Source organism: Chitinophaga sp. SVR4-12A, from assembly GCF_056754765.1.
In genome coordinates this window covers 3,788,887-3,813,258 of record NZ_JBPGWP010000001.1, presented here as the reverse complement: position 1 = coordinate 3,813,258, position 24,372 = coordinate 3,788,887, and the positions used below count along the sequence as shown (strand labels likewise).

The following is a 24,372-nucleotide window of genomic DNA, read 5'->3' as shown; positions in this document are numbered from 1 at the left end:
TAGGATGATATGACCGGAAAGAGGATCAGTTAAACTTTTCCAGTATTTCGTGTGCCAGTTGCAGATAGTCCCTGGCGCCGTTGCAGTGCTTGTCTAAGTGAAAGATAGACGTACCCTGTTGTTGAGCTTTGGCAAGGGCAATGTTATTGCGGATGGTGGTGGACAGCACTTTACCATTGTATATTCCCTCCAGCTGCAGTCTTATCTGTCGGTGCATGCTTTTATGCTCATCATATTTTGTGAGCACCAGGCCAAGTAGCTCCAGCTGCTTATTTACGTGTTTTTTAATCAGCTGGAAATGCTTCATGAAGCTTAGCACTCCTTTGAAGGGAAGGAACTCTGCCTGCATAGGGATCAGCACATAAGAGGATGCAGCGAGCGCGTTAACCGTCAGCATACCCATAGCCGGGGGGCAGTCAATGATGATGAAATCGTAGTCATCCTGTAGTGGGGCCAGCACTTGTTTAAGCAGATGCTCCCGGCCGTAGATACTCACCAGTTCCATTTCTGCATCAGCCAGCGACAAAGACGCGGGTAATAGCGGTACCGGGCCTGCTTTAATGATAGTGTCCCGGCAATGGGTTGATTCTCCTTCTGCGGCCTGCTTTAACAGCTCATAGATGCTTTGTGCAGGTTCGTCTGTTATGCCCGATGCCTGCGTAAGGTTGGCCTGCGGGTCAAGATCGGCCAGTAATACGCGGTGCCCTTCCTGCTGCAATGCGGCGGCCAGGTTAAGCGCAGTGGTGGTTTTGCCCGAACCGCCTTTTTGTATTGCTACAGATATTACCTGCATAGTTATAATGTGTTATTTACGATCACCATTTGTCCACCCTGCAGGTGTTGTCCGATCCATTCTTCATTCAGCTCCATTTTCTCAAAATCGTTCCAGATGCGTTTGTCGTTCCTGCAGCTATAGTATTTGCAAACGGTAGGCCTGTTCTCGTATATGTCGCAACATCCTTTGCCATCGTTGTGCGCACAGTATCCATCTTTTTTCTGGCGTATGAAGTAGGGCTCTCCGAGATTCCATTTTACGTGGCCGGATTCCACTTCTTCTGTGGTCAGGGCAAAATGCAGTTTGCAGCAGGCCGCTTTACAGATATGCAGCCTTTCCTGGCAATTCACGGGCAGGAATACCGCGTCGGGGTCGTCTTTCCTGGTGGCGATCCTTGGAAGGAATACAGTATTCTTCTCTATCATCTCGGTTTGGTTCTCTGTTACCGAGGTGGCAAGGTCTTCTTCGCGGATGATATGCTTTTTCAGCAGGAGATCCGCCATTCCATTCAGGAAGGCGTCTATCTCATTCATTTTGCTGGAGATCCTGCTGAGCTCTGTATGCATGAAGAAGTTAGAAAGCTTCAGCTGGTGTTCCAGTTCTTCGCCTTCCGCTCCGTTTTTATTTAATAGTTCGTCCATTATCATTCGATTTGAGGTTATATACGCTGCCTTAACCGCAGTGATGCTGATCTGTATTCAGCATCTTTATTGCCGACGCCATTGCTTTCAGCGGAGGCAACGGTCTTCGGAAGCTCAAAAGACTGGCTTTCGGCAAGCGCCTGATCCGGTACGAGGTCGCCGAATATGCCGTTAACATATGCTTCGAGTATCTGAGCGCCGGCTGCTTTACCACCACCTTTTTGAATAGCGGCCAGCGCTTCTTTGCGATGCTGCCATGCTGCCCATACCAGGTATTGCGGGGCTTCTATTTCTTCCAGCACCGTGCGTAGCCAGGCGGCATGCTCCCTGATCGTTCCCTCATTTACTATAGTCTGTATGCTTTCCTTGTGTTCATGGTCGCAATACAGGGCATACAGCAGGGGCAGGCTTACTTTTCCTCTGTCGAGGTCTGACACTGCTTTGTCAGACCAGATACCTTCCCTGTCGTTTAATATCTGGATGGCAAGGCCCAGGTGGTGGCCATATGTATAACAGGCATTCCAGAGATCGCGGTTGGCCGTTACGCCTACTGCTCCCAGCCAGGCGGCGCAGCCGAAGGGCGTGCCGGCTTTCAGGTCCATCAGCTTCCAGTAGCTTTCGAATGTAGATGCGCGGTTGCCGAGGTCCATATCCTGCCCTGCGCCCATTTGCATGAGTTTAGCCAGATAAACCTCCTGTACATAGCTGCGCCTTTCAGTATTCGTAATGGCGGCATGCAGTATCTGGAGGGAGATCATTTTAAAAGCAAAAGCAAAGTTCCATGCACGGCTTTCTCCTGCTACATTCCAGAGGGTATCTACCCGGTCCTTATCGCTAAGATCATCCAGTATGCGCAGGCTGATAGCGCCGGCGAGCAGTGCGGCCGTTACACCGGTGGCTTGTAGTGCACTCCCGCCCGCATATTGGCAGCAGGCCATGGGAATGCCGGTTTCAGGGGGCAAGCCCCGCTCCATCCATTTTTCGGCAATGTATTTCAAGGCTTGCCAATCCGGGGGGATATGTGCAAACAGCTTCGCTTTAATATCATTTGTAAAAGGAGTTAACATGGGGCTTTTGATCTTCTATTTTTTACGTAATGCTTCTCTTGCTTTCAAACGCTCTTCCAGCGGCGCGCGAAAATCGTATTCCGCGTCATGTATCGCACTGATAAAACCAGCCGCCAGATCGCCTGTCTGCCATTGTAATGCCTTGGCCAGTGTATTTGACTCTCCATCTTCATAGCGGAGGGGTGAAGCGTCGTCCAGCAAGGCTTCAAGGCAGCTAACTACGCCTGGTATTGAGACCAGGTGCTTTGCTACCTCGGCCCTGGTCGATGAGGGCAGTCCCCACCAATCAGGGCTCAATTGCTTTACTGCCGCGCAATAGGCTTGTTGCAGGGCGCTGTTGCTGATGGCAGTTTTTAATGCTGGTGAAGTCTCCGCCATAAAAAATAGTTCTATCGGCGTGAATTGTTTTTCATTCAGCGTATAATCCTTTAACAGCTCTTCCAGTTTTTTTCTGCTTTTCAAGCCTTCCATTGTGATATAGGTCCTGCTTTCCATCAGCATATCACTGGTCGCTTTTTTTATAGCAGTATCGTTGTTACTCATACTCCGGGTATTAGGTGTACAGGAGAATACGGTTGCGGGTACATAAACAATCAGCCAAAGCAGTAAGGCCGGCGTATACAATAATCGGGAACGGTTCATATGCCTGGTACTTTATCGATGCCGCTCGTTGGCGTAGCCACAACATCATTCCATTTTTTAAATGCTTCATCACGTCCCTTCATCCGCGGATCTGCGGGATCCAACAGCCTCGGGGTTTCACCCCTGGAAGTTTTGGTGGAGCTGTCAAACTCATACCCCCAGGCCACGGTTCCATAATTGGCGCCGGTTTTCATATCCACCGCAGTAGCGGAAAACTCTCTGACAGAGGGATCGGCAACGCTTGGTGAATCTTCCAGCATCGCTTTATTCCCTTTATACTCTCCTATCCTGGAAGATGAATATTGTTTCAGATTGCCACTTTTATCCTTGGTCATTCCGTAGAATGGTGTTTTATCTGCAGCCGGATCTGCGCGATCAAGCCGCCAGCCCTCTTTGGTGGTTCGTTTGGCGCGATCTGCATCCATGCCTGGGTCAGTTGCTTTTGAGAACCATGTTCCACCGGGTGCTCCGCGTCTTACCGCCTGTATAAAGGCTATCTTACTGCCTTTGGTTTTCTCATTCGGGGTCATCTCTACCTTAAAATAATATTCACCGAGGCCCGCGGCAGAAGGTGCTGAATCCAGTCCATGCTCCACTTCAAAATCGCCGTAGGTACCTTTCAGCGGCGTTTTCTTACGCCCTAATGTAGGAGAGAATGAAGGTGAACCGCCACAGGTGCGTAGTGTTTTTGCATTTTCCGTTTTCGACACTTTCCGCTGTTGTTGTTTCCCTTGCAGGTTCTCTTTGGTATCGGTACTGGTGAAGCCGCCAAGATCTTTCCTGAAGGCTGCACTATTACTTTGCGCCTGCTTAGCAGGGGGATATGCCGGTTGGGTAGACATTGTGCTTGTTCCCTGCTGCTGCACAACATGCGTAAGCTCATGTGCCGTTAGCGGGTTCATGCCCGGTTGTTGCCCCTTGCCATAGAAAATATTATTGTCGTAAGTGAACGCATATGCATTTAGCCGGCTGTTCAGTGCTTCTGCTCTGCTGCCGGTATGTACTTTTACCTGGCTAAAGTCTGTATTGAAGGCCGGTTCCATATGGCTTCTTACATGGCCAGGTAAAGATTGTCCGCCTCCCCTGGCCTCATTGATCTGCCCTTCCAGCGCTGCAGCCCTCTCTTTATCCGGTTCTGCCTGGGTATTGGCCGGCGCAGCGGCTTGTGAAGGTAATGACATGCCTTCTCCACCGAACATGCCCGCAGCAACCTGGTTGGCCTCACTTTCGTAAGCATCATCCTGCTGGCCAACACGTAGCCGGGCCTGTACCGGTTTGCTAAAAAAGCTTTGCCCTTGCTGGTTATCAACTAATTTACTATCCGCATTTTTATCAAAGAATGGGGTGTTATCTGTTGGGGCTTGCCGTTTATCTCTGGGTAATCTGGATTTCATCACCGTAAGGGATTATGGTTGCTCAAAATTACATTTATTCCACCTGGAATTTACGACTTATTGTCCATAAGGCAAGGCTTATACACCCGGCACCTTATCAATTCCACTGCCTGCAGTTGCCACGTCCGTATTAAATTTCTTGAATGCATCGTCTCTCCCTTTCATCCTCGGATCCGCCGGGTCGAGCAGCCTGGGAGTTTCTTCTTTATAGTAACTCTTGGAGCTGTCATATTCAAAACCCCATGCCACTGTGCCGTAATTGGCGCCGGTGCTCATATCCATTGCGGTAGCGGCAAACTGCATGGCATCAGGATCTGCTACTCCAGGTTCGTCGTGCATCATGGCAGTGTTGCCGCCATATTCGCCTATCCTCGATGTTGAGTATTGTTTCAGGCCGCCTTTATCTTTGTACATCCCGTAGAACGGGGTTTTATCTGCAGATGGGTCTGCGCGGTCAAGGCGCCAGCCCTCTTTTGTGGTTCTTTTGGCACGGTCCGCGCCAACATTCGGATCGCTTGCCTTGCTGAACCAGGTTCCTCCGGGCTTGCCGGACCTCACCGTTTGCACAAAAGCGATCTTGCTGCCTTTGGTCTTTATGTTAGGCGTCATCTCCACATTAAAGTAGTATTCGCCGAAACCGCTTGTGGAGGGCGCTTTATCTAATCCATGCTCCACTTCAAAGTCGCCAAAAGTACCTTTCAGCGGGGTTTTCTTACGCCCTAATGTGGGGGAGAATGAAGGAGAGCTGCTGCAGGAGCGAAGCGTTTTAGGGCTTTCCTGTTTGGAAACTTTCCGTTGTTGTTTTCCACCCTGCAGATTTTCTTTGGTATCTGTGCTGGTGAATTCACCGAGATCTTTTTTGAAAACAGCACTGTTGCTTTGCGCCTGTTTAGCGGGAGGATAAGCCGGTTTGGAGGACAGGTTCGTTCCGCCCTGCTGCTGCGCCACGTGGGTAAGCTCGTGGGCGGTCAGCGGATTCATGCCAGGCTGCTGGCCCTTGCCGTAAAAGATATTATTGTCGTACGTAAAAGCATATGCATTGATGCGGTTGTTCAAAGCTTCGGCCCTGCTGCCGGTATGTACCTTTACCTGGCTGAAGTCTGTATTGAAAGCAGGCTCCATGTGACTTTTTACATCACCTGGCAAAGATTGTCCGCCACCTTTGGCATCATTGATCTCGCTTTCCAGTGCGGCGGTCCGCTGTTTATCCGGTTCTGCCTGTGCGGGGGCAGCAGCAGGGGCTTGTGCGGGTAATGACATGCCTGCTGCACCGAACATGCCTGCTGCTACCTGGTTGGCTTCATTTTCGTAAGCGTCATCCTGCGGCCCAACACGTAACCTGGCTTGTACCGGTTTCGTGAAAAAGTTGTTGCCTTCAGGTTGGCTAAGCAGGCTATTGTCCCTGTTCTTGTCAAAGAAAGGGGCGCTGTCCTGCCGGGGCTGTTGCTGCTTGTCCTTGGGTAGTCTGGATTTCATAATCGTATAAGATTATGTAAGTTCAATTATTGATGTGCGCTTTTGATCATCCCGCTATCCAGGCATTTCGCCAGGTAGCTGACAACGTTATAGCGTGCGTAAGTACCGATGGGATGTCCGAATCGTACATCGCCAAATTCAGGGGCCAGTTCCTGTAGTTCCTGTCTGAATTTTTCGAATGTAGGATCGTCCACGTAGAGCAGCGTTACTTCCCGTTCGCTGTTATCGAACTGGTATGTTATTTTCTCGGGAGGTCTACCTTTGGGGCTGTTAGTGATCACATATTCAAACTGCAGAAGGGTCATGAGCCTTGCTTCCTTTTCGGTAGTGATCTCGTCAAAATTCTGGGGCAGTATATCGTCCAGGTGTGAGAGATCATCTTTATTCACAGCGGGAATGAAGCCGATATGAAAAAGGGGACTGAAACCTATATCAAAAATGTTCTCAAATAAAGCGGCAATGGATGCCTCTTCCTCCAGGGGTTGATGCCTGATATGTATTGTTTTATCGCTCATAATAGCTTTCATTCCATTTGTAATTTACAAATTATCGTTCAAGATTGAGGCCTCCAAGCTCGTTATACCGTGTCTGCAGCTGGCCTATATCGGGGAAGTGGGTATTTGCCCACTCTCTTCTCGACGGGCTCCTGCCTCCTTTCAATCCTTTGTTCAGGTATGACTGACGCCATTCAGCTACGCCACGGGCATGTTCTCTCAACAGTGCCTCATCAGCTCCACGCTCGGCCAGCCGGATAAATTCAACCAGCCTGTTATGGTATTCTACAATAGGATTCTGCCATTCGGTCATAAACTCGCCCTGTGTCCATACTTTTCTTCTGCCATCTGGATATTCTACTACTCTTTCCGTGGGAAGCACCCTGTCTGCTCCAAACCTTTCCGTTACCTGCCTGATATGGCCCAGCTCATGTTCCAGGTCCAGGAAGCGCATACCTCTGCGTACAAACAGCACTTTCTCTACTCTTATCACCTCTCCCTCAGGATTCAGCACTTCCACCACAGACACGTGCGGGTCTCCCGGCACTTCTCTTACCTCAAATCCTTTAGCCCTTATTTCGGCCAGTACCGCTTCATATTCAGGATGATCCTCCATCCTTACAGTGCCCTGCCGGATAGATTCCGGAGTTGGCGGTTCTCCGGTTTTGGCGCCGGTGTCTAACCTGCGCCCGGGTGTTCTGCCACGGGTATCTCTTCTGTTAAGCGGGTCTTTGAAGAAGTCCCGGATAGCCCTTCCGGCTGAGCGCAATCCCCTTGCTACGCTTCTTCCAGCGCTGCTTATCATTCTTCCTACTGCCCGAACGCCGCTCCTGGCCCATCGTCCGATCGCCCTTGCCCTTCTACCGAAGCCGCCCCACCTGAATGGCCTTCTTCTGAACAGGCCCCGCCATGCATTCCTTAAGCCGCCGGACCTTACAAATTTCCAGGCGCCTCTTACCATGAGGATGGTAGTGACGAACTTAAATACGCCTTCTCCAAATAACCAGCCACGCTGGAATGGTGACAAGCCATCCTGTGCAAAGGCGTTATAGATATCTGTTACGCCTATTGTGTCCAGCAAGGCCATTCCGAAAGTACCCCAGCCGCCGGCGGCGCCTCTTGCCATCCTGGCCTGATAAGCTTCGTATACGCCATATGCGATCAGTGCTATTGCCGCTATAGCAACAATGAATTCGGCTACTGCAGCAGATAATCCCAGGAATATGAGCCCGGCTACAATGGCCTTGAATGCCAGCACTACTACTATAGCTATAGCGATCAGTACCACCAGGGCTGCGATCACTCCGACGATGAACATGCCAATGTCGCGGATGGTGGATAGTATAGGATGATCAAAATCCCATGCGGCGTCATCGGCGGCTTCCTGCATTTTGGCATCCAGCCCCGCGAGCGCTTCATCATTCTTCGCTAATCCTTCATTGACTGCTTCATTAATTTTGGTACGGGTCTCTTCGATTGTCTCATTAAAATCCGATTCCAGGTCTGTATAGGATGTTTGCAGTTCCGTTTCGGCGCTGGATTCAGATTCGCTGAAAGACTGCTCCAGACCGGTTGTAATATCATCAAAAGAAGTATCCAGGTTTTGCAGCAGGTCCTGTATACTTGTATCCACGCCTTCCTCGAATTGTTGCAGCTGCGTCTCTACATCGGTTTCCATATTGTTCAGCGCTTGCTGGGTAGCGCCTACTTTCTCTGCAAATGATCCGCTCAATACGGTGGCTGTTTCCTGGAAGCCGCCTATGGCAGTATCTGCCACCTGGCTGAGGTAGGTCATTACTTCGTTGCCAAAGTCCTGCGCTGCAGCCGGGTCAGGATCTTCAAGGGCAGACAGGGTGCCGGTAGCTTCTGCTTCTATCTGCTGCAGCTGCGTTATTACATCAGGGAGCGCCGCATCTGTTTGCGCTATTGCTTCATCTACGCCGCTCACCACCTGGTCTTCTACCTGCAATGCATATTGATCCAGTTGCTCCATTACCTGCTCTTCCTGCATGTCTAATTGTTCCCTGCCGCTATCCGCCTGCTCCTGTAATTGATCACGCGCCTGATCTGCCTGATCTTCGAGTGTACTGATGGCATTTGCCACCTGTTCATCTACGTTATCATGCAGTTCCTGCAGGGTATCTGCCAGGCCGCTTTTTGCTTCTGTAGCCTGGTCCACAAAGGAAGTGGGAATATCGGCTGTCAGTTCTGCAATGGCATCCAGCAGTTCAGGTCTTTTCGACTCAATTTCCCGGGCGGTTTCATTAGCCACCCCGGTTGCGGCATTTCGCTGCTCCATTCCTCTTTCATCTGAAGGGAAGGAAGCGGCTTTCTGGGCGCCCTGCGTTCTTGCAGCAGCAGCCTGCTCTGTTACCCGGTTATTAACGGTTTCCTGGCTGGTGGTGGTCATGTCTTCCACTTCCGTCACCTTGTCTTCCGCCAGTGTATCTAAATTGATTTCGTGGTTTGCAAATATTTCTGTCAGCCGGTCCTTACTTGATTGGCCGGCTGTTTCAAGGATAGCAGTACGTTGCGCCAGCCGTTCTGTTATCTGCCCGTCTGCTGTTGTAATGGCTGTTTCCAGTGCTACGCGGCGGTCTGCAAATGTTGCGCGCAGTGCATTCCTTTTTTCCTCAATGATGCCGAACAGGGTGTTCCGTAAGAGATTGCCCTGTAATAGTGCATCTGCTTTCACTGCGTCTGCTTCCTGCTGTACCTGTTGCTGCCTGGCCTGGGAATGTGCGCTGATCTGCTGGACAATGCCATCCGGGTTGAAGGTAGACTGTTCTCCGGTCTCTTCCTGTTCCGGGTTGCCGGCGGCGACTGTTTCGTCTCCCGACATTTCCGGAGTGAAATTGCCTTCCTCACCGTCTTCTTCCTGGCGCTGAATGTCGGGGCCTTCGGCTCCTTTATTTTCTTCAGGTGGCGGAGCCATTTCCTCACCGGCGGCGCCCCCGGCACTCTCTGCGGCGCTGACAGGTTCCTCATCCGGCACACTGCCCAATAATTCTTCAAAAGAAGGCATAGGCTCTACTTGTGAAGCATCTACTGCCAGTTCGGGGCCTTTGTCTTTGGCGCTGCCTCCTGCTTTAGCGCCTGGTAAGGCGGCTATTGCACTTGCTGCAGCTGGTGATTCCGGTACGGCAGGAGTCATTTCACCTGTTGCAGGTACTGTTCCTGCTGCTGTTTCGGTTGCAGCAGCTCCTTCCGCCTGGGCCGCCGTCTCAGGTTGGGGTGCATCTGCCTGCTTTACCGCCGGCTGTTCTCCCGCCGGTGTTTTATTTCCGGCAGCGGGGCTGCCGTTGCCGTTTTGCGGTGCACCGGCTGCTTTATCATCCGCCGGCGCTGCGCTGCGTTCAGCTCCTTTGCCTTCTGCGCCGGTTTGTTGTACTACGTGTGTAAGTTCGTGTGCCAGTAAGCGTTTGCCCTCGGCGCTGCCAGGGTTAAATTTGCCTTCATTAAAATAAACATCCCTGCCGTTGGTGAAAGCCTGCGCACGCAGGTCTTTATTCATCTGTACGGCGTTGCTGTCGGTATGTACACGTACATTATCCAGGTTGGCGCCTAAAGAGCCTTCCATGGAAGTACGGGTATCATCCGGTAATGGAGCGCCATTGCCCTTGGATGCTGAGAGGCGTTCCTCGACAGAGGAAGATCCTGTACCGGTATTTCTTTCTCCCGGTGCTCCCGGTTTTAGCTGTGCCGGTTGTTCAGTTGTTTTTCCTGTGCCCAGTTCTTTACTGTTCAGCCTTGATATTTTGGGTAAAAGACCAGCGGCATCTGTTTGCGGGGAACTGGCTTTACCTGAAGCATCCCGCTGCATTACTTCATCTGCTACAGCATCGGCTTCTTTTTCATATTTATCCTGTGGTGTGTTGACAGATAATTTGAATTGGAAAAGTGTAACGCTGCCTCCTACCGGAGAGCTGCCTAATGCCTGATCTGTTTGTTCGCTCCTGGTAGGATAATCCCGTTTCAGGGCATTATCTACAGCCATGGGAGTCGCCATATTAGCGGCGCGCGTGGCAAGGGAAGGGCCCAGCAGGCCCTGGGTTAACATGTAGGTCTGCATCCAGCGCTGATTGATCGCATCGGCGCTGCCGGATTGTAAGTGTTCTGCGCCCCTTGTTGAGAAAGGACGTGTCATGGAAAACCAGTCCATGCCCTCTTGCAGCGGAGCAAGCTTAAAATCAAATGCCGGGTTCTTTGCTTCCGGTGGTGTTAACTGCGATGATCCGGAAGGGGGAGGGGTTGCAGATGCAGCTGCCTGTTGCGGAGAAGGAACGGGAGGAGGCTGTACAGCGTCTGGTGTTTCTTCCCGCTGTAATAACAGTTCTTCATCATCCTTTCTCTCCGGTTCTTCCTTCATCTGCAGTGGCTGTTCCTGTTCTTCCTCCTCTCCTTCGCTTTTGCGCTGAATATTATTTTCCGGCTCATCGGATGCGGCCATACTGTCGAAGATGGGCTTGCGCTGCACCAGGTCTTCTGCCGTTTTATCGGCTTCTTCTTCAAGCGGATCACCCGGTTGGTTAACGTTCAGCTTAGGCTGAACAAAGAAGGGGGTGTTTTGCTCAGAGGCTTCAGGCTGGAAAAAGGAATCTCCACCTTCCTTGTTAAAGAAAGGTTGCCCCTGAGTTGGCTGGGCCTGCTGCGATTGATGCGCACTGCTTTTTGTATCTGTGGCTTTTACCACTATAATTATTCTTTAGGATTAACTATTAGTTTCTTACACCCACTCCGTCTTCAGCACCCAGGGCATCCACGGTAAACGTACAACGCTGAGCCCCCAGGGCAGGCGGTTTAACAACAGATCATAGGAAGTCTGTGTTACCCGTAATCTCCACTCATCTCCCTGCCATTGCAGCTTGCCCTCGCGCATCAGGAAATTGCCACGCAAACCGTCTGCAGACGTGCTGCCCAAGGCATTCCAGTTATTGATCACCGCTTCCAGCAGCTGGTTAGCTTCTGTTTTGTCCAGCGTTGTCAGCTCTACAAAACGGTCCACCGGATCTTCCGGCAATAAGCCGCAAAGCAGCTTGGGAAATACCAGGTCGTATTCGGGAATATCAGTTTCGCCGCTGGCCAGGAAGCCGAGCAACTGTACTGCCTTATCCTGCGCAGCTGGCGATTTGAATGCACGTTTTTCCAGCAAGCCCAATGCATCAAAGAAGATATGCAGGTAGGGATGCAATAATACCAATCCGGCATTATTGATATAGGTATTGAGCCCATCCCGTGGTGGGCCTGGCTTCTTACGCTGCTCCGCCCTTTTGTCTTTGTCTGCAGGCTTTCCGTCCGCAGATACTGTTTGTCCTGGATTTTCATTAGTACCGGATGGACTTGCCGACTGTGCGGCCGGTGTAATTGCAGCAGCGCGTGGGGGTGTACCTTCCGTAAACTGTTCCGTAGCATCACGGGATGCGGCTGAACTGTTTGCTGTGTCATCAGCACCAGGCCGTAATTCATCTTTTTGTTGATCTGTTGATGTTAACGGGATATCTGTTGCTTTGGCTGCAGCAGCTTGCTCATCCGGGCGCGTCGACGCTTGTGATGCCTGAGCATCCTCCGTTTTGGCAGTAGGGTGGTTGTCAATAAGATCTTTCCCAGCCGGGCCACCCGGCTCTACAGCATGACTGATCTTACCTGTAGATACATACCGCTTATACAAATCCCGGAGGGCTGTTTTCACTATTGCAGTGTCTTCTCCCGGTAATGACGGCAGCTGTTGCAATGCCTGCACATATGCAGGTAATCGCGCTGTGCCAAAGCTTACTACTAATATCTCCTCCAGTAATGTCGCAGGTGCAGGTACGGGCGATGCTGATAAGATCTGCTGTATGCTCCATTCATCCAGCCTGCGCTGAAAGTCTGTTTTGCCCGGTAATGACGGCAGCGTAACACCGGCAAGGCCCGCGGCATTGCGTAGCTGTGCTAAGAACGCTGTTGAATCGCAGCATTGTTCCCATGCCTTTACCATTTGCATAACCGGTTGCTGCGCCGGACCAGCATAAGCCTGGATCCATTGCCTTATGAACTGGCGGCTGAACTGCAGCACCATCCTGTTGATGGCCGCAGGCTGGGTTTCCAGTACGCGCCTGCATCTTTCCAGGGCAGGTGTGGCGGTGGCCAGTATTTCCAGCACGCCGGCTTCCCATGCGGCAGTATCCTGTACGGGAGAGGTATCCGGCAGCAGGCCATGTTCAAGAAAATACAGCCAGCTGTCGAAATAGCCCTGTATCATAGGGTGCCGTTCCATCCCTGTTTCCAGCGATGGTTGCTGTCGGAGCGCAGGGTAACGGTCACGTAAATACGATATGATCCTCTCCGGTAGTTCCTTTTCCAGCTGCTGTGCGGTGCATTCGCCCAGGTTGATTTCCAGTCGCTCCACGCGCAGCAGTGTGTTGGCGTCCGTCCAACTGTCCAGCAGTTCCTGTAGCGCATATACCAGGTTGTCCTTGCAAACAGCGCCCAGTTGCTCCTGTATGGACAGGGCGTTTTGCCTGGCAGGTAGTTCCAGCTCCAGCAACAGCTTTCCTATGGTATGGTGCTGCGACATTAGCTCAGTAATGATTTATAGGCATTGATAGAAGCAGTATTCTGCTCATTGGTAACCGCCGCGGCATCCCATACTTCCTGCAGGCGTTTGAGGCCGTCTGTCTGGCCTTTTATAAGACTGGCTGCTTCCGGAAGCAATGATTTGGCTTCTTCGGGTTGTGCATCAGGAGTGCTTACCAGTAAACGGTCCAGGTAAAAAACAGTGCTGTAGATCGCCATATCCGACACCTGTTGGAGGCGTTTCTCTCCTGCATTGCTTAAGCCGGTCTGCAATGATTTCAACACGTCTGCATAACGGTTATGCAGTTCCGGCTGTTTACCGCTGAAGCGCAGGAAGGCTTCTGTTTTACCAAACTTCTCTGTTTTGGCGAGGGTTTTATCCTCATCGCCGATGGCGCTTACTGCTTTGCGGTATTGTTGCAGGCGCCGGTTAAAAGTTTTGGCAATATCAACGGTGGCATCTGTAGTAGTGGTTTCAGCTGCAAGACGTGTATTGTCTGAAGGTTCGTCAGCTTCCTCGATAACGATAGTGAAAGAGATGGTAATATCACATTGAGGGAAGGTATAATCCAGGCGATAAGTGCCTACAGGTAGCTCATCATAGATCACCTCAACAGCTAGTTTGTTATCCAGCCAGAGAATGGTATAATTGTCACTTACATATTCCCATTCGTTACCACCGGTATTTTTATACAGGTAGAATTCTCCTCCGTACGGAGCTGTTTTCAGCTGCAGCTCGGTAATGTCGGTATCTTTCTTCCAGGTGAACTTGTTGTTGCCTTTAGAGTCCTCCAGCTGAAGGCTCTTTTTACCGGGACAGAAAACCACCGGCTTGGCCACCTGCTGGAACAATGGGCCCCTGCTGGCGGTGAGCTGTACCACGTACTGAACGCCGTCTGCATACTTCATATCGAATGTTATATCATCGGCCAGGTTGTTGGTAGTTTTCTCGTCTTTCTTTTGACCTCTGAAGTCAAACAGTTCCCATTTGAATACGGTGGCATTGCTGGAAAGATTGTGGAACTTAAAGCGTTTGCCTGCTTCCTGCGGTAATTCTACCGGGTCGTCCACTATTTCAAAATCGGCTACCGGCTGCACCTGCTGCAATTCTATCTTCACGGTAGGTGTTTTAGAACAGCAGATGTAAGGCAGGCAGAAATCCGCGACTACGATATAGTCTGATAAAGATTCTGCTTCCAGCAGTAGGGTAGCTTTGGTTGCTTCATTCAGCGACTTAAGGTTGCGTAGCATAGCCGCGAATACTTCCTGTTTATCGCTGCTGGGGTTTGCTACGGCGCACACCAATACAAGGGTGCCGCCTTTGGGCACGCCTGCATTGTGCTCCAGCCCCGGATGCTTGGCCGCGAATTTGTGGAAGAACAGATCTTCCAGTACTTCTACCTTTCTCCGGGCGTATTCTGTATAAAGGTCAAACAGGATCTTCAGATGCAGCGGGCAGCAGCTAAACTCTGTATCGTCAGCAGGTGCTGCTGCGGCAAGGTCGGGCAGGTTGGGTCTGCATATGGACCTGCATTTGTTACTTACCCATTGCGCCCATGCTTCTGGCTTTACTCCCATAAAGAAGCGGCCCAGCGCTTCAAACATCTGGCCAATGTTCATATTGGTGGAAGTGCCGTCGAATATGGCGTTTTCGTAATTCTCACCGCATTCGGCCGTACAACGGATGTCGTTCACCACTTTTTCCAGCAACAGGCCCAGGTCGGAGAACCAGGCGCTTTCGCCCTCTATCAGGGAGGCGGCTACATCGTCTGTGCCCAGGAACACCAGCTTTACATCAAAGGGCAGATGCAGGTCTCCACGGGATTTGGCGATCGCTTCCTGTGCTTGTTGGGCTGTTTTACCTATATAGCCTTGGGTACGGAAGAAATTGTAGGCATCCAAATCACGCAGCAACAGCTTTTTGTCGGTAGCATCATCTACACCGGGGATACTGAACAGGCGGTGCTGTTGCACCGCTTCGTAGTTCCAGACAGATTTGATGCCGCCTGCCAGATCACGGTCGCGGTAGTAGAAAGGGATGGCCTTACGGCTCAAGGCTGCTGACAGGAAGGCGCTGGGCGTAATGCTCACCGTGCCCGGCAACTGTCCGTTTGCGTTAAACATCGTATTGCTCACCTGCCCGATATGGATCATGCGTTTCAGTAAGAGCCGCAGCTTTTCCATGGTAGAGCGGTCCGCATCTGCAAAGGGAGGACGGTACAGGCCCATACGGAACTTTTCCGGTTGTTCGCCGGTGCAGGCGCCCAGTGAAAGATATTTTTCAAAACGGGACTTGAGCGGTGTAAGGTACAGCGTGTTAAAACCTGTATATGAAAATTCCTGGTAAGCGCTGATCAGGTCCTTCAAATAGTCGTAGTAGTAAGGCAGCTGCCATGAGAGGTCACTGTTGTCTGCATTGATGCGCTGTCTTGCCTCCTTCAGCTGCTGCGCCATATCTGCCAGGGGGTTAGTGGGCAGCGTTGCTTCCAGTATCGCTGCATAATCTTTATACACATCATTATACACAGCGGCGATGGTAGCTTCCGCTGCAGCGCATCTTGCGTCAAAATTGTCCTTTACCTTTTTCCAGTCGGTAAAGTTGTTGAACGAGATGGTAGCGCTTGTTTCCGGATCACCGGTATAGCCAAAACGGTGCACGAAGAGATCTTCTCCTGACTGGGAGCCGGTATGCTGTACCCGCCATTGTTCACTGGCTTTCAGCAGATCTTCCTTCAGGGCTACCACTACCTCTACGCTGATGTCTTTACGTACGCTGTTATTATCATAGCTGCTGAGACAGTCTGATTTTGTGGTGTCCTCTGCCTTCAGGCGGAGCATCACTATGGCCTGCTGCTGCGTGATAAGGTTTCCCAGCTTATCATTGTCGGTAGCGGCTGTTGTAAGCACAGATACAGGAATGGTGCCGCCGGGATAAGCAATGTTACTTTCACCCTGTATGCCTTTGTACACAAGGCTGGTAAATCCATCTTTGGCCAGGAGGAAGCCATCTGAGCTTACTCCTGCACCGGGCGTTAATTCCAGTTGCTTTTCATTCGCGTTCCAGCTGGGCACCAGCCCGTAGAAGATACCGGTGCCTATAAGAAATACCCGGGTATCCAGTTCTTCTGCTTCCAGGTAGCTGATCAGGTCATTCAGATCATCGCTCCTTAAAGGCTGCCCCTTCTTGAAAACAGGATAGTGGGTGGGTGAATTAAGTATCATTAGTAAAGCGTTTTATTATTTATAATCCCAACAATGTTTCGTCTAATAAAATAACCTGGCTGTCTGCATTACCGCCTTCGTCAAAAAGTGAGGTAGCAGGGTAGATGGTGCGCATGGACTGCAAAATGCTGGTCAGCTCCTGCAGGCGCTGTGTATAATCACAACCACCGGTCCACTCAAATGACCTGAGCCATGCCAGGCAGGCCTTTTCATAGTTATACATATCCTGCGGGCTTACCCATAGGATGCGCAGGCGTATGTGTGCAGGCGCTTCCTTGCGGAGGGTTTGCTCAAAGAATTGCCTGAATCTTGACGACTGGAATCGGCGCGGCCATCCCGGCAATACTACAGTAGCCCAGAAAGAGTAAGGGTCTACCATGAAGGTTTTGTCGCAATAACTGCTGTTAGGGTCACTCGTGTCAGGCGCAGGCAGCTGGCAGATGTCTTCTTCAGGGCACAGGGCCAGCAGGGGAGTGGCAGTTGTTGCTGCACCCTGCAACTGAACGTCGCTCGCCTTGGCGGCATCGATCAGTCCTCTCAGCTGTAAGCCCAGTATATCACAAAGGTGCTCGTCAGCATGCTGCTTGTAAACAGTGCCGCTGGCAATCATTACCTGCTGTTTATCCCAGCAGGAGATAATATAGCGGTTATCGTATTCTTCGATGTAGATAGCGTCTTTCTCTCCTTCGTTTTTAGCGAGAGTGGCTTTCAATGCTTCCACAAAAGCTTCCTGCTCTGTTTTCCCTTTCTGGTCAAAGGTGGTGCGTGCTACCAGGTCCAGCGTTACGTCAACAGGTTTTTCTTCCCCGGATCGCAGCGCGAGGTTCCACCTGAGGTAGAGCGCATTATAGACACGGTCCTGCTGTTGCGGGCGTAACAGGATATGCTCGAGCACATGGAACCCTTCTGCATTGATCGCGCTGCGGGTAGCTGCAATGGCTGCATCCCTGGCGCGCTGCGTGCTGTAGGTAAGCGGGTGCTCGGCAATTACCTGTGCGGGATCTGTAAGCTCAATACCGAAAGGCCCGCAGTTGTCGTCTTCCACACGCTGGTAGTTCCGCAGATCGGGCAGCAGTTCTGCTGCACGCCTGAAGGCGGTAAAAGCTTCAGCAGGCGTGCTGTACACCCTTAAACCCTGCCATACGGTATTGTAATCGTAAGTGGCTTCGCCCGGACCGATCAACTGCTGCCATACGCTGTTGATCTCGAAAGAATAACCGGCGCCGTTCTCCATTACCGGGTACAGCATCGCATTGAGCATGCGGGCAGCCTTGTCTTTTTCCAGGTCTTCTTCACAGATAATACCCGGCGCTACTGCTATTACTTCACCACTGATATCCTTCAGTGAAAGAGTATATTTATTTTCTTCTTTAGGTACTTTTTCGTACCAGTAAGAGGCGGCAGAGCGGGCCAGTTCCAGCAGGTAGATGTAAAGAAAACCTTCAGCCGTTTCTGCTGCGCAGACATCAGGATATTTGTTGACGCTGCGCCAGATAACAGGGCAGGGCTTACCGTCCATATTTTTCTCTACCAGCTGGTAGTAGTAGAGGGAACCAGCTCCATAAGGCAGTTCTTCTGTTACCAGCTTCCATTCTGTCTGCAGCGGCATATCCTTGTCGGCATTCAGCCAAAGCCTTTTTATATCTATCAGTTCAGGGTGAGGGAAGTAGCAAGGAAGCAGGCTAACGGTGTTCTGTTCTGTTGCCTCCAGCAGTTCCAAAGGCGTTTCTGAAGTAACACCGGCAGTGGCCAGAACCCAGCTGTACAACTCTCTTTTGCAGGCTACGTCTGCCAGCAGCTCAGTACGGGCCTCTTCTCTTTTGGTCGTGCTGTGATACCAGCCGGTATGAGCAGCGATGCGATAGCGGTTGTTGTTGATCATGCGGAATCCATAGCGGCAATCGTCCGGATGGTTGGTGTAGCTGTAGAACATTTCACTTTCCTGCGGAATGCTGGAGATGAATTCGTTCAAACGCTCCCAGTCTGTTGTTTCCCTGGGCTCATCTTTATCGGGGGTTCGCTGGGCTGCATAGTAGATATCCAGCAGCACCTTGCCCATGGTAATGGTATACAGGCAGGCCGCAGGTTCATCCTGGCGGCAGTAGTTACCTATATATGCAAACAGCTGCAGTAATTCATATACGCCTTCTGCTGCCGCTTCTTCTGAAGCATAAGACTGGAGGCTATCCCATTCGTATATACCTGTTTGCGGATTATATAAGCGGAAGCCGAAGCTGCCTTGCTCTTCTGTATATACCACGGTATATGCAGGGTCCTGCTGTTGGTATTGCAGCCAGAGCGCCTGCAATGCAGCATCGCGGTCGGCGGCACAGCTGAACCGGCGGTAATAGGCAGCTACGCGATAATTGCGGTCCCAGAGGCGGAACCCACTATCTTTTGAAGTAACGGGCTGTCCGGGATGGCTGCTGGCAAATACGCTTGTCAGCTCCATGCCGGTTTGTTTGTCCAGATCATTCTGTGCCCAGCTCACCAGCCGTTCAATCGCCATGAGGGCTTGTTGTTCGCAAGGGTAGCTGCCCGGATGCCTTGCCAGGCGGTTGCCCGCGCCGTTCTCACCAGCGCGCAGCCATATGTGCCAGGCGCCTTCTTCGGCTACTCTTTCATAATAAGCGGGGTTGGCCGCCAGCTCCATCATTTTAGCCAGGCTATCTTTTGCTTCCTGTTCATCATGTACTTCATCCAGTCCTTCCAGCGCTGTTTCAGGGAAGCCGCTACCGCAAGACAACCATTGCCAGTTATAGCGCCATGCGCCTGGCAGCTGCACCACTTCCAGTGCTGCGCCGTGCTGTTGCAGGAAACGGATCACTCTTTGTATGGCAAGATCTCTTTCCTGCTCGGTGAAGTAAACGGAGGGATGCAGGGCGAGCGGAGCCTGTTGCTCATCCACTATTATAAAGCCATAGGTACAGCCGTCTGTTACCATGGGCTGGTAATATTCGAAACGCTTGCCGAGTTGTATCGTTTTGTAGAAAGCGGTACGTACCGCTTCAAGACTGTTATACTCCTTTGTTTCCTGCAGCAGGGTCTCTTCCTGGTCCTTTATCTTAAAGAAGTAGTGACCGTGTTTCGCTACTTCCCATACCAGCTCTGGATTATAGAAATCCCAGTAGCCGGTGTCTACCTGTATGGAAGTATCCCGGATGGTCTGCCATATGTGGTTGAACAGCGCTACGTATTCCTGTATGGCCTGCTGCTGGGCAGCTTCGGTGGCATAATCCTGCAGGTGTGCGCCCATTATGGTCTGTACGGTTTGCACAGGCTCTTCTTCGGTCAGTACTTCTTTGCGTACTACCTGGAAGCTGTAATTGTCATTCTCACTTTTTACAGGAATGTAGTTATCTGCTGAAATGGCCAGTTCCAGGAATTGTATAAAGGCCGGGCGCAGTTGATTGCTATGTTTGAAGGTGGCAAAGCTTTCCCAGGCAGGCTGTCCTTTGTAATGCAGTTTCCAGCTGTAAGAGCGTTCTGATTCTTCTTTGTACAGCAGGTATTTCTGCTGATAGAACTGTTGCAGCTGCAACATCACTTTATTTGCGCTGGCTTCATCATTAAAAGCGCGCGGATAACGGGCCAGTGCGGTTACCGGGTGTGCATGGGGATCAATGATCTCTACCAGGTAACTGGCAGCTTCAGCACGGTAGCGTACGCGGTAACTACTGTTCTGCAACAGCAATTCCAGGATATCGAAGCAGGCGGTGTATGCCTGTTGCGGTGTTTCATATCCTTCCACGCTGCGGAATAAGAGCTGACCATTATCATCACGCAGCAGAAAATAATAACCTTCGTTTAAACGTACCAGCTGCGTATACTTTCCCTTCATAGCGAAGTACTGTACGATCCAGTCCAGTATCGCATCTCTTTTTCCACTGTGGGTATATTCTACCGGGTGCCATACATCCAGCCACCATTCTTTACCATCCTTATCGCGATGCAGGTGCTGTACGTAGAAGCCATAAACATTTTCGCCGGTACAACCATATTTTTTATAGAAGTTCTTTTCAGCGGCCGCATGCAGGAAGAACTGGTAAGCGGTTTCTGCATCTTTCTCAGATGCATAGGTGCTGCGGCTGATAAACAGGGGAGTATCTCCATCGCTTTGCCCGGGCAGCTTGGCGCGGAAAACATATCCGTCGCTTACTTCTACGATGTCAAAATTATTGAGCGAGGCGGAGGGATCATGCTCAATCCCTATCAACCTTGAAACGCGTTCCTGTAAACCGCTTACGGGCAAACCCTCCTGTGTTTCCAGGTAGTTGAATGCGCGGGAGCGGTAAGCGCTGATAGCCGGATATACGGAGAGGAAATTGCTTTTATCGCGGATATTCAGCGCCGGGTCGTTCTTTTTACCGTTCAGCGCATACATCATCAGCACATAGTCGGTAAAATCTTCGGAGAAACGGGCCAGTAAATGATCCAGGAATTTTTCCTTCCGGGTGTTATAAGCTTCGGCTGTTTCATACAGTGCAGTGATCATCTCTGTATAGCCGCTATCGGTATACACCACGTCAAAACCGTAACGCTCTCCCTCACGGTCGTTGATACGGCTGTAAGAATCAGGCAGGCCTGCAAGGAACAATACATCCCTGGCGGCGCGCAGTGCATCCCTTTCGGTAGGGAAATGCTGGATGCCCCGCAGGATCTCTTCATGATTGCTTTCCAGGTAAAAATAGAAGTTACCTTCCTCATCCTGCGCTGCAAGGGGCTGTACATTATTGTTGGTGCAGGCATTCAGGATGCGGCGGATGGCTTCTTCCCTGATGAATAGGGAGCTGTAATAACGATGTTGCGACGGATCATCGCTGTCAGGCACATATGCCAGCGGCATGCCCCTGTAGGGAGCGCCGTCTCCGCTGGCATTCTGGTAGCCGCGCAGCAGTTCGGGCAGCTGGGGAATGCCTGTCAGGTCTGCCGTAAAGTAAGTATGTTGAGGGGCATCGCTGCCGGGGGATAATGCAAACAGGTTGCGGATGTTTGCCAGCTGGGCAAAGTAGTCTGCCAGCAGGCGATCATAGAACAGCAGGTAGGCCTGCATTTGCAGCGCCTGGGCCTTGCGTTCGGCAGGCGCATCGGGGGGAACGGTGTGCTTGCCGATATTGTATACGCGGGGAAATTCGTATTGTACGGAACGGTATTCTGCCAGGTTCAGCTGCCTGCCCTGTGGAATGACAGTATCCAATTCCGTTTCCTTCTTCTCAGATTTATTGTAGTCAGAAATATTTTTGATATAGCGGCCCTTCACCTTCGCCGGATCTACTGTAAAAGGCAGCCTGTTCTTGAAGAAGATCACGCTCGACTGCTCAGGGTCCAGCACGGGGCGGTGATGGTCCTGCAGTGTAAGGCTCCATTCCTGGCCCAGGTCAAATGCGGTATTGGGGTTACCTCCATTAGCGTCGGTGAACATTACCAGGCGGGTAATACCGGCTACGCCGGGTACGCTCATAATAATGCGGTACAGGTCAGAAGCGTAGATAACGCGGTGACGCGCGAGTGCTTCCAGCTCCCGGGTATCAATGAAGCCATTCTTTTGTACAACGGTATCCTTCTCCAGGTCGAAGGGGCGGCCTTCGAAGATCTCTTCCATACTGCGGCCTTTGTCCAGCAATTGCTGCAGCGTATAGAACTGCGGGGCAGGAGAAAAGAAGTCCTGTATCCGGCTGAATATTTCCACCAGCAGATCTTCCGGAACGTAGTCTGGTTTTGATTCTACGTGCAGGCACAGGCTGATGCGCTCTTCCCGCAGCACAGATACTTCTGCAAAGTCTTCACAAAGGTTGCGGTAGCGGTGCAGGCGTTCCTTTACGGTATTCAGCATTTCATCCATGGGGAATACATCGTTACCGCAGGCATCTTTTACATAGGCTGATTTATATACATCATCAGGCTCTAAATACACTTTGTAGAGGCCATTCAGTGGCACCTTGCGCAGGTTTGTCGCAAGAGGAGTGTTCTGCAGCTTACCGGTATCACAGTTCCAGCTAAGGGTATATTCAGCCTCCGTCGCTTTTTCCAGCCATGCGTTGCGTACGCCGTTGATATCGATGAGCAGCTTGCGGTAATCTGTTACGGTGAGCGGGTTATTGCCCAGAATGCGTGCAGATGTAAGGAAGTTGTTTTCCTGCGCATTGCCCTGCCTGGCTACCAGGTCCTTGAAATCCAGCTTGCTGCGGTAATCCAGGTCTGTCAGCACATAACACAATGCTTCCAGCGTGGTGATACCGGGATCGTGCAGGTTATGGTCTGTCCACACCTTACCGGAGAAAGCTGCAATATGATCAATGCCTTCCTGTCGTAGCGTTGCAAAATCAATATACTCCGGGAAGCCGCTGTTTTTTTCTGTCGTTATGATTTTTATATCCTCCATGGGGTGGGTATTACTTGTTACCTGATTCCAGGCGTGCCAGGCGTTTTTCCAGTGCTGCTATTTGTTCCTGCTGTTGCTGTATGGCTTTGGTAAGCACCGCTACCAGGTTAGGATAGGCCAGGGCCTTGCTGTTGTCTTCATGTGTTTTTACCACCTCGGGGAAAACTTCTTCCACCTCATGCGGCAGGAAGCCCAGTTGTTCTTCCGTATCGGGGCAGCTGGTGCGTTTGCTGTTCCAGCGGAAGCGTATCGGGTTGAGCTTCATCACCTGGTTCATCACGTCGTCCAGCGGTTTCGGGTCCTGTATTTTTTTGAGGTCAGTGTCCAGGTAAAGCGTAAACATGCGTGCCTTACCAAATACATCCAGCTCATATTGCTTGGGTGATATGCCGATACCTACCTTACCATCAGGCCGGATAGTCACCAGGTCGTCTCCCTGGTTCAGGTTGATCTCATTATCATTCAACCCGTATTCTCCTCCTTTGCGGAATACAAAGCCGCCGGGAGAATCAGTTACCAGTGTGCCGAAATCATTATCTGCGCCTATGGTCATGTAGTTGGATTTACCACCTTTGGGCCGCAGGTTCACTACAGAAAAAGCAGGGTTGATCTTTTCAAGGCTCACCAGTATGCGGCCTGAAATGTTATCAGTAACTTCCAGCTGCGTACGCGGGTTTTCTGTGCCGATACCTACCTTACCGATCTTGTTATCAGGCTTGATAGATAACACTGTCTCTGATACTGACTCTTCCCCGATAGGATAGTTATTGCAGTCTGTCAGCCCCTTCCTGAAATAGAAACCTTCCGGCGCATTGGTGATGAATTGGGTGCTGTTGGCATCCAGGCGGTTCACATAGCAAGTTCGCAGGTTGTACTCGCCTTTGTTCAGGAAAGCAATTTCAGGCGTATCCTTTTTCAGGGGCGCCAGCAGTACGCGTGCATTAGGGCCCTGTTGTGCATCTACTGCGGCTTCGGGCGTCAGGGTGCCGATACCCGCGGCTGCCCTTCCCTGCAGAGAGGTAATAAATATCGGTGTAGAGGCTGTACCGGGCGCCTGTTCTTGTACCGGCTCTTCAAGCGGTACAGGAGGAGGCTGTATAGCCGGCTGGAAGAGGAAGCCATCCGTATCGGTGGTGAACTTCGCTTTGTTGTCTGCTACGCTCTGGGAAAGGTGACGGGACACTTCCCCGGATTGCTGGATAATGAATTCCGGTGCGGCCGACTGATCAGGGGCAAAGAGATAATTGCCGTTGTTACGGTCATCGTGTATATGTACCCGTGCTGCCGGCTGTTCTGTGCCCATGCCTATTTTGCCGAATACTTTGGCATACATGATATCCAGTTCGCCGCTGTCTTTTGCAGCGCGGATGATCGCCCAATCATCGTCTTCGATCTGCAGCTCCAGCAGGCGCCAGTGTGTTTTATCCTGGTCGGGAGGCAGTATGGAGCAATAGGCGCCGGAAGGATCCAGGGTCTGATCCGGTTTGTCATCATCATCGCAGCCGCAGGGTTTTGAACCCTCCAGCACCAGGCTGTATAAGGCATTATTATAGATCACTACATCCGACTCATGATAGCTGATACCGGGCTGCCACTTACCAAAGAAAGCATCATCCCTTTTTACAAGAACGGAATCTATCAGGTTAAAATAATCCTGGGCAGTAGGCACGCTTCCCGTTTTGAACTGTGCTTTGAGGGCTGCTCTTGATGTAATAGCCATGAGA

The 24,372-nt window shown here is 51.2% G+C and carries 12 protein-coding genes; all 12 read right to left on the bottom strand.

The genetic code is table 11. From position 1 onward, the window contains the following. Window positions 1–25 precede the first annotated feature (25 nt). On the bottom strand, window positions 26–793 hold the full coding sequence (locus tag ACR9Y8_RS15560; RefSeq protein WP_481214166.1) for a ParA family protein: 768 nt from the start codon (window positions 791–793) through the stop codon (window positions 26–28). A 2-nt stretch (window positions 794–795) separates the two neighbouring features. Continuing rightward, window positions 796–1,416, bottom strand: coding sequence for a YkgJ family cysteine cluster protein (locus tag ACR9Y8_RS15555; RefSeq protein WP_481214165.1), 621 nt, complete (start codon window positions 1,414–1,416; stop codon window positions 796–798). A gap of 17 nt (window positions 1,417–1,433) precedes the next feature. After that, window positions 1,434–2,483: a polyprenyl synthetase family protein gene (locus ACR9Y8_RS15550; RefSeq protein ID WP_481214164.1), complete on the bottom strand. Its 1,050-nt coding sequence runs from the start codon at window positions 2,481–2,483 to the stop codon at window positions 1,434–1,436. Window positions 2,484–2,498: 15 nt separating this feature from the next. After that, window positions 2,499–3,125, bottom strand: coding sequence for a hypothetical protein (locus ACR9Y8_RS15545; protein WP_481214163.1), 627 nt, complete (start codon window positions 3,123–3,125; stop codon window positions 2,499–2,501). After that, window positions 3,122–4,519, bottom strand: a complete 1,398-nt coding sequence (locus ACR9Y8_RS15540) for an eCIS core domain-containing protein (protein ID WP_481214162.1) — start codon at window positions 4,517–4,519, stop codon at window positions 3,122–3,124. The genes ACR9Y8_RS15545 and ACR9Y8_RS15540 overlap by 4 nt, the downstream gene beginning before the upstream one ends. A gap of 78 nt (window positions 4,520–4,597) precedes the next feature. Continuing rightward, window positions 4,598–5,995, bottom strand: a complete 1,398-nt coding sequence (locus ACR9Y8_RS15535) for an eCIS core domain-containing protein (protein ID WP_481214161.1) — start codon at window positions 5,993–5,995, stop codon at window positions 4,598–4,600. Between the two features lie 26 nt (window positions 5,996–6,021). Further along, window positions 6,022–6,522 carry a hypothetical protein gene (locus ACR9Y8_RS15530; protein ID WP_481214160.1) on the bottom strand — a complete coding sequence of 167 codons (501 nt, stop codon included), beginning with the start codon at window positions 6,520–6,522 and terminating at the stop codon, window positions 6,022–6,024. Window positions 6,523–6,541: 19 nt separating this feature from the next. Further along, a complete protein-coding gene (locus ACR9Y8_RS15525; protein WP_481214159.1) occupies window positions 6,542–11,182 on the bottom strand; it encodes an eCIS core domain-containing protein in 4,641 nt (1,546 codons plus the stop codon). A gap of 33 nt (window positions 11,183–11,215) precedes the next feature. Continuing rightward, window positions 11,216–13,045: a contractile injection system tape measure protein gene (locus tag ACR9Y8_RS15520; RefSeq protein ID WP_481214158.1), complete on the bottom strand. Its 1,830-nt coding sequence runs from the start codon at window positions 13,043–13,045 to the stop codon at window positions 11,216–11,218. Further along, window positions 13,045–16,266, bottom strand: a complete 3,222-nt coding sequence (locus ACR9Y8_RS15515) for a hypothetical protein (RefSeq protein ID WP_481214157.1) — start codon at window positions 16,264–16,266, stop codon at window positions 13,045–13,047. Before ACR9Y8_RS15515 ends, ACR9Y8_RS15520 begins: the two co-directional genes overlap by 1 nt. A 19-nt stretch (window positions 16,267–16,285) precedes the next feature. Beyond that, window positions 16,286–22,648 (bottom strand): hypothetical protein, encoded by a 6,363-nt coding sequence (locus ACR9Y8_RS15510; RefSeq protein WP_481214156.1) that lies wholly within the window; start codon window positions 22,646–22,648, stop codon window positions 16,286–16,288. A 10-nt stretch (window positions 22,649–22,658) separates the two neighbouring features. Continuing rightward, window positions 22,659–24,368 carry a tail fiber domain-containing protein gene (locus tag ACR9Y8_RS15505; protein WP_481214155.1) on the bottom strand — a complete coding sequence of 570 codons (1,710 nt, stop codon included), beginning with the start codon at window positions 24,366–24,368 and terminating at the stop codon, window positions 22,659–22,661. Between the last annotated feature and the right edge of the window lie 4 nt (window positions 24,369–24,372).

Bases quoted from the DNA above. Each gene is read 5' to 3' on its own strand.
- ACR9Y8_RS15560 (WP_481214166.1), bottom strand. From the start codon at position 793: ATGCAGGTAATATCTGTAGCAATACAAAAAGGCGGTTCGGGCAAAACC.
- ACR9Y8_RS15555 (WP_481214165.1), bottom strand. From the start codon at position 1,416: ATGGACGAACTATTAAATAAAAACGGAGCGGAAGGCGAAGAACTGGAA.
- ACR9Y8_RS15550 (WP_481214164.1), bottom strand. From the start codon at position 2,483: ATGTTAACTCCTTTTACAAATGATATTAAAGCGAAGCTGTTTGCACAT.
- ACR9Y8_RS15545 (WP_481214163.1), bottom strand. From the start codon at position 3,125: ATGAACCGTTCCCGATTATTGTATACGCCGGCCTTACTGCTTTGGCTG.
- ACR9Y8_RS15540 (WP_481214162.1), bottom strand. From the start codon at position 4,519: ATGAAATCCAGATTACCCAGAGATAAACGGCAAGCCCCAACAGATAAC.
- ACR9Y8_RS15535 (WP_481214161.1), bottom strand. From the start codon at position 5,995: ATGAAATCCAGACTACCCAAGGACAAGCAGCAACAGCCCCGGCAGGAC.
- ACR9Y8_RS15530 (WP_481214160.1), bottom strand. From the start codon at position 6,522: ATGAAAGCTATTATGAGCGATAAAACAATACATATCAGGCATCAACCC.
- ACR9Y8_RS15520 (WP_481214158.1), bottom strand. From the start codon at position 13,045: ATGTCGCAGCACCATACCATAGGAAAGCTGTTGCTGGAGCTGGAACTA.
- ACR9Y8_RS15515 (WP_481214157.1), bottom strand. From the start codon at position 16,266: ATGATACTTAATTCACCCACCCACTATCCTGTTTTCAAGAAGGGGCAG.
- ACR9Y8_RS15510 (WP_481214156.1), bottom strand. From the start codon at position 22,648: ATGGAGGATATAAAAATCATAACGACAGAAAAAAACAGCGGCTTCCCG.
- ACR9Y8_RS15505 (WP_481214155.1), bottom strand. From the start codon at position 24,368: ATGGCTATTACATCAAGAGCAGCCCTCAAAGCACAGTTCAAAACGGGA.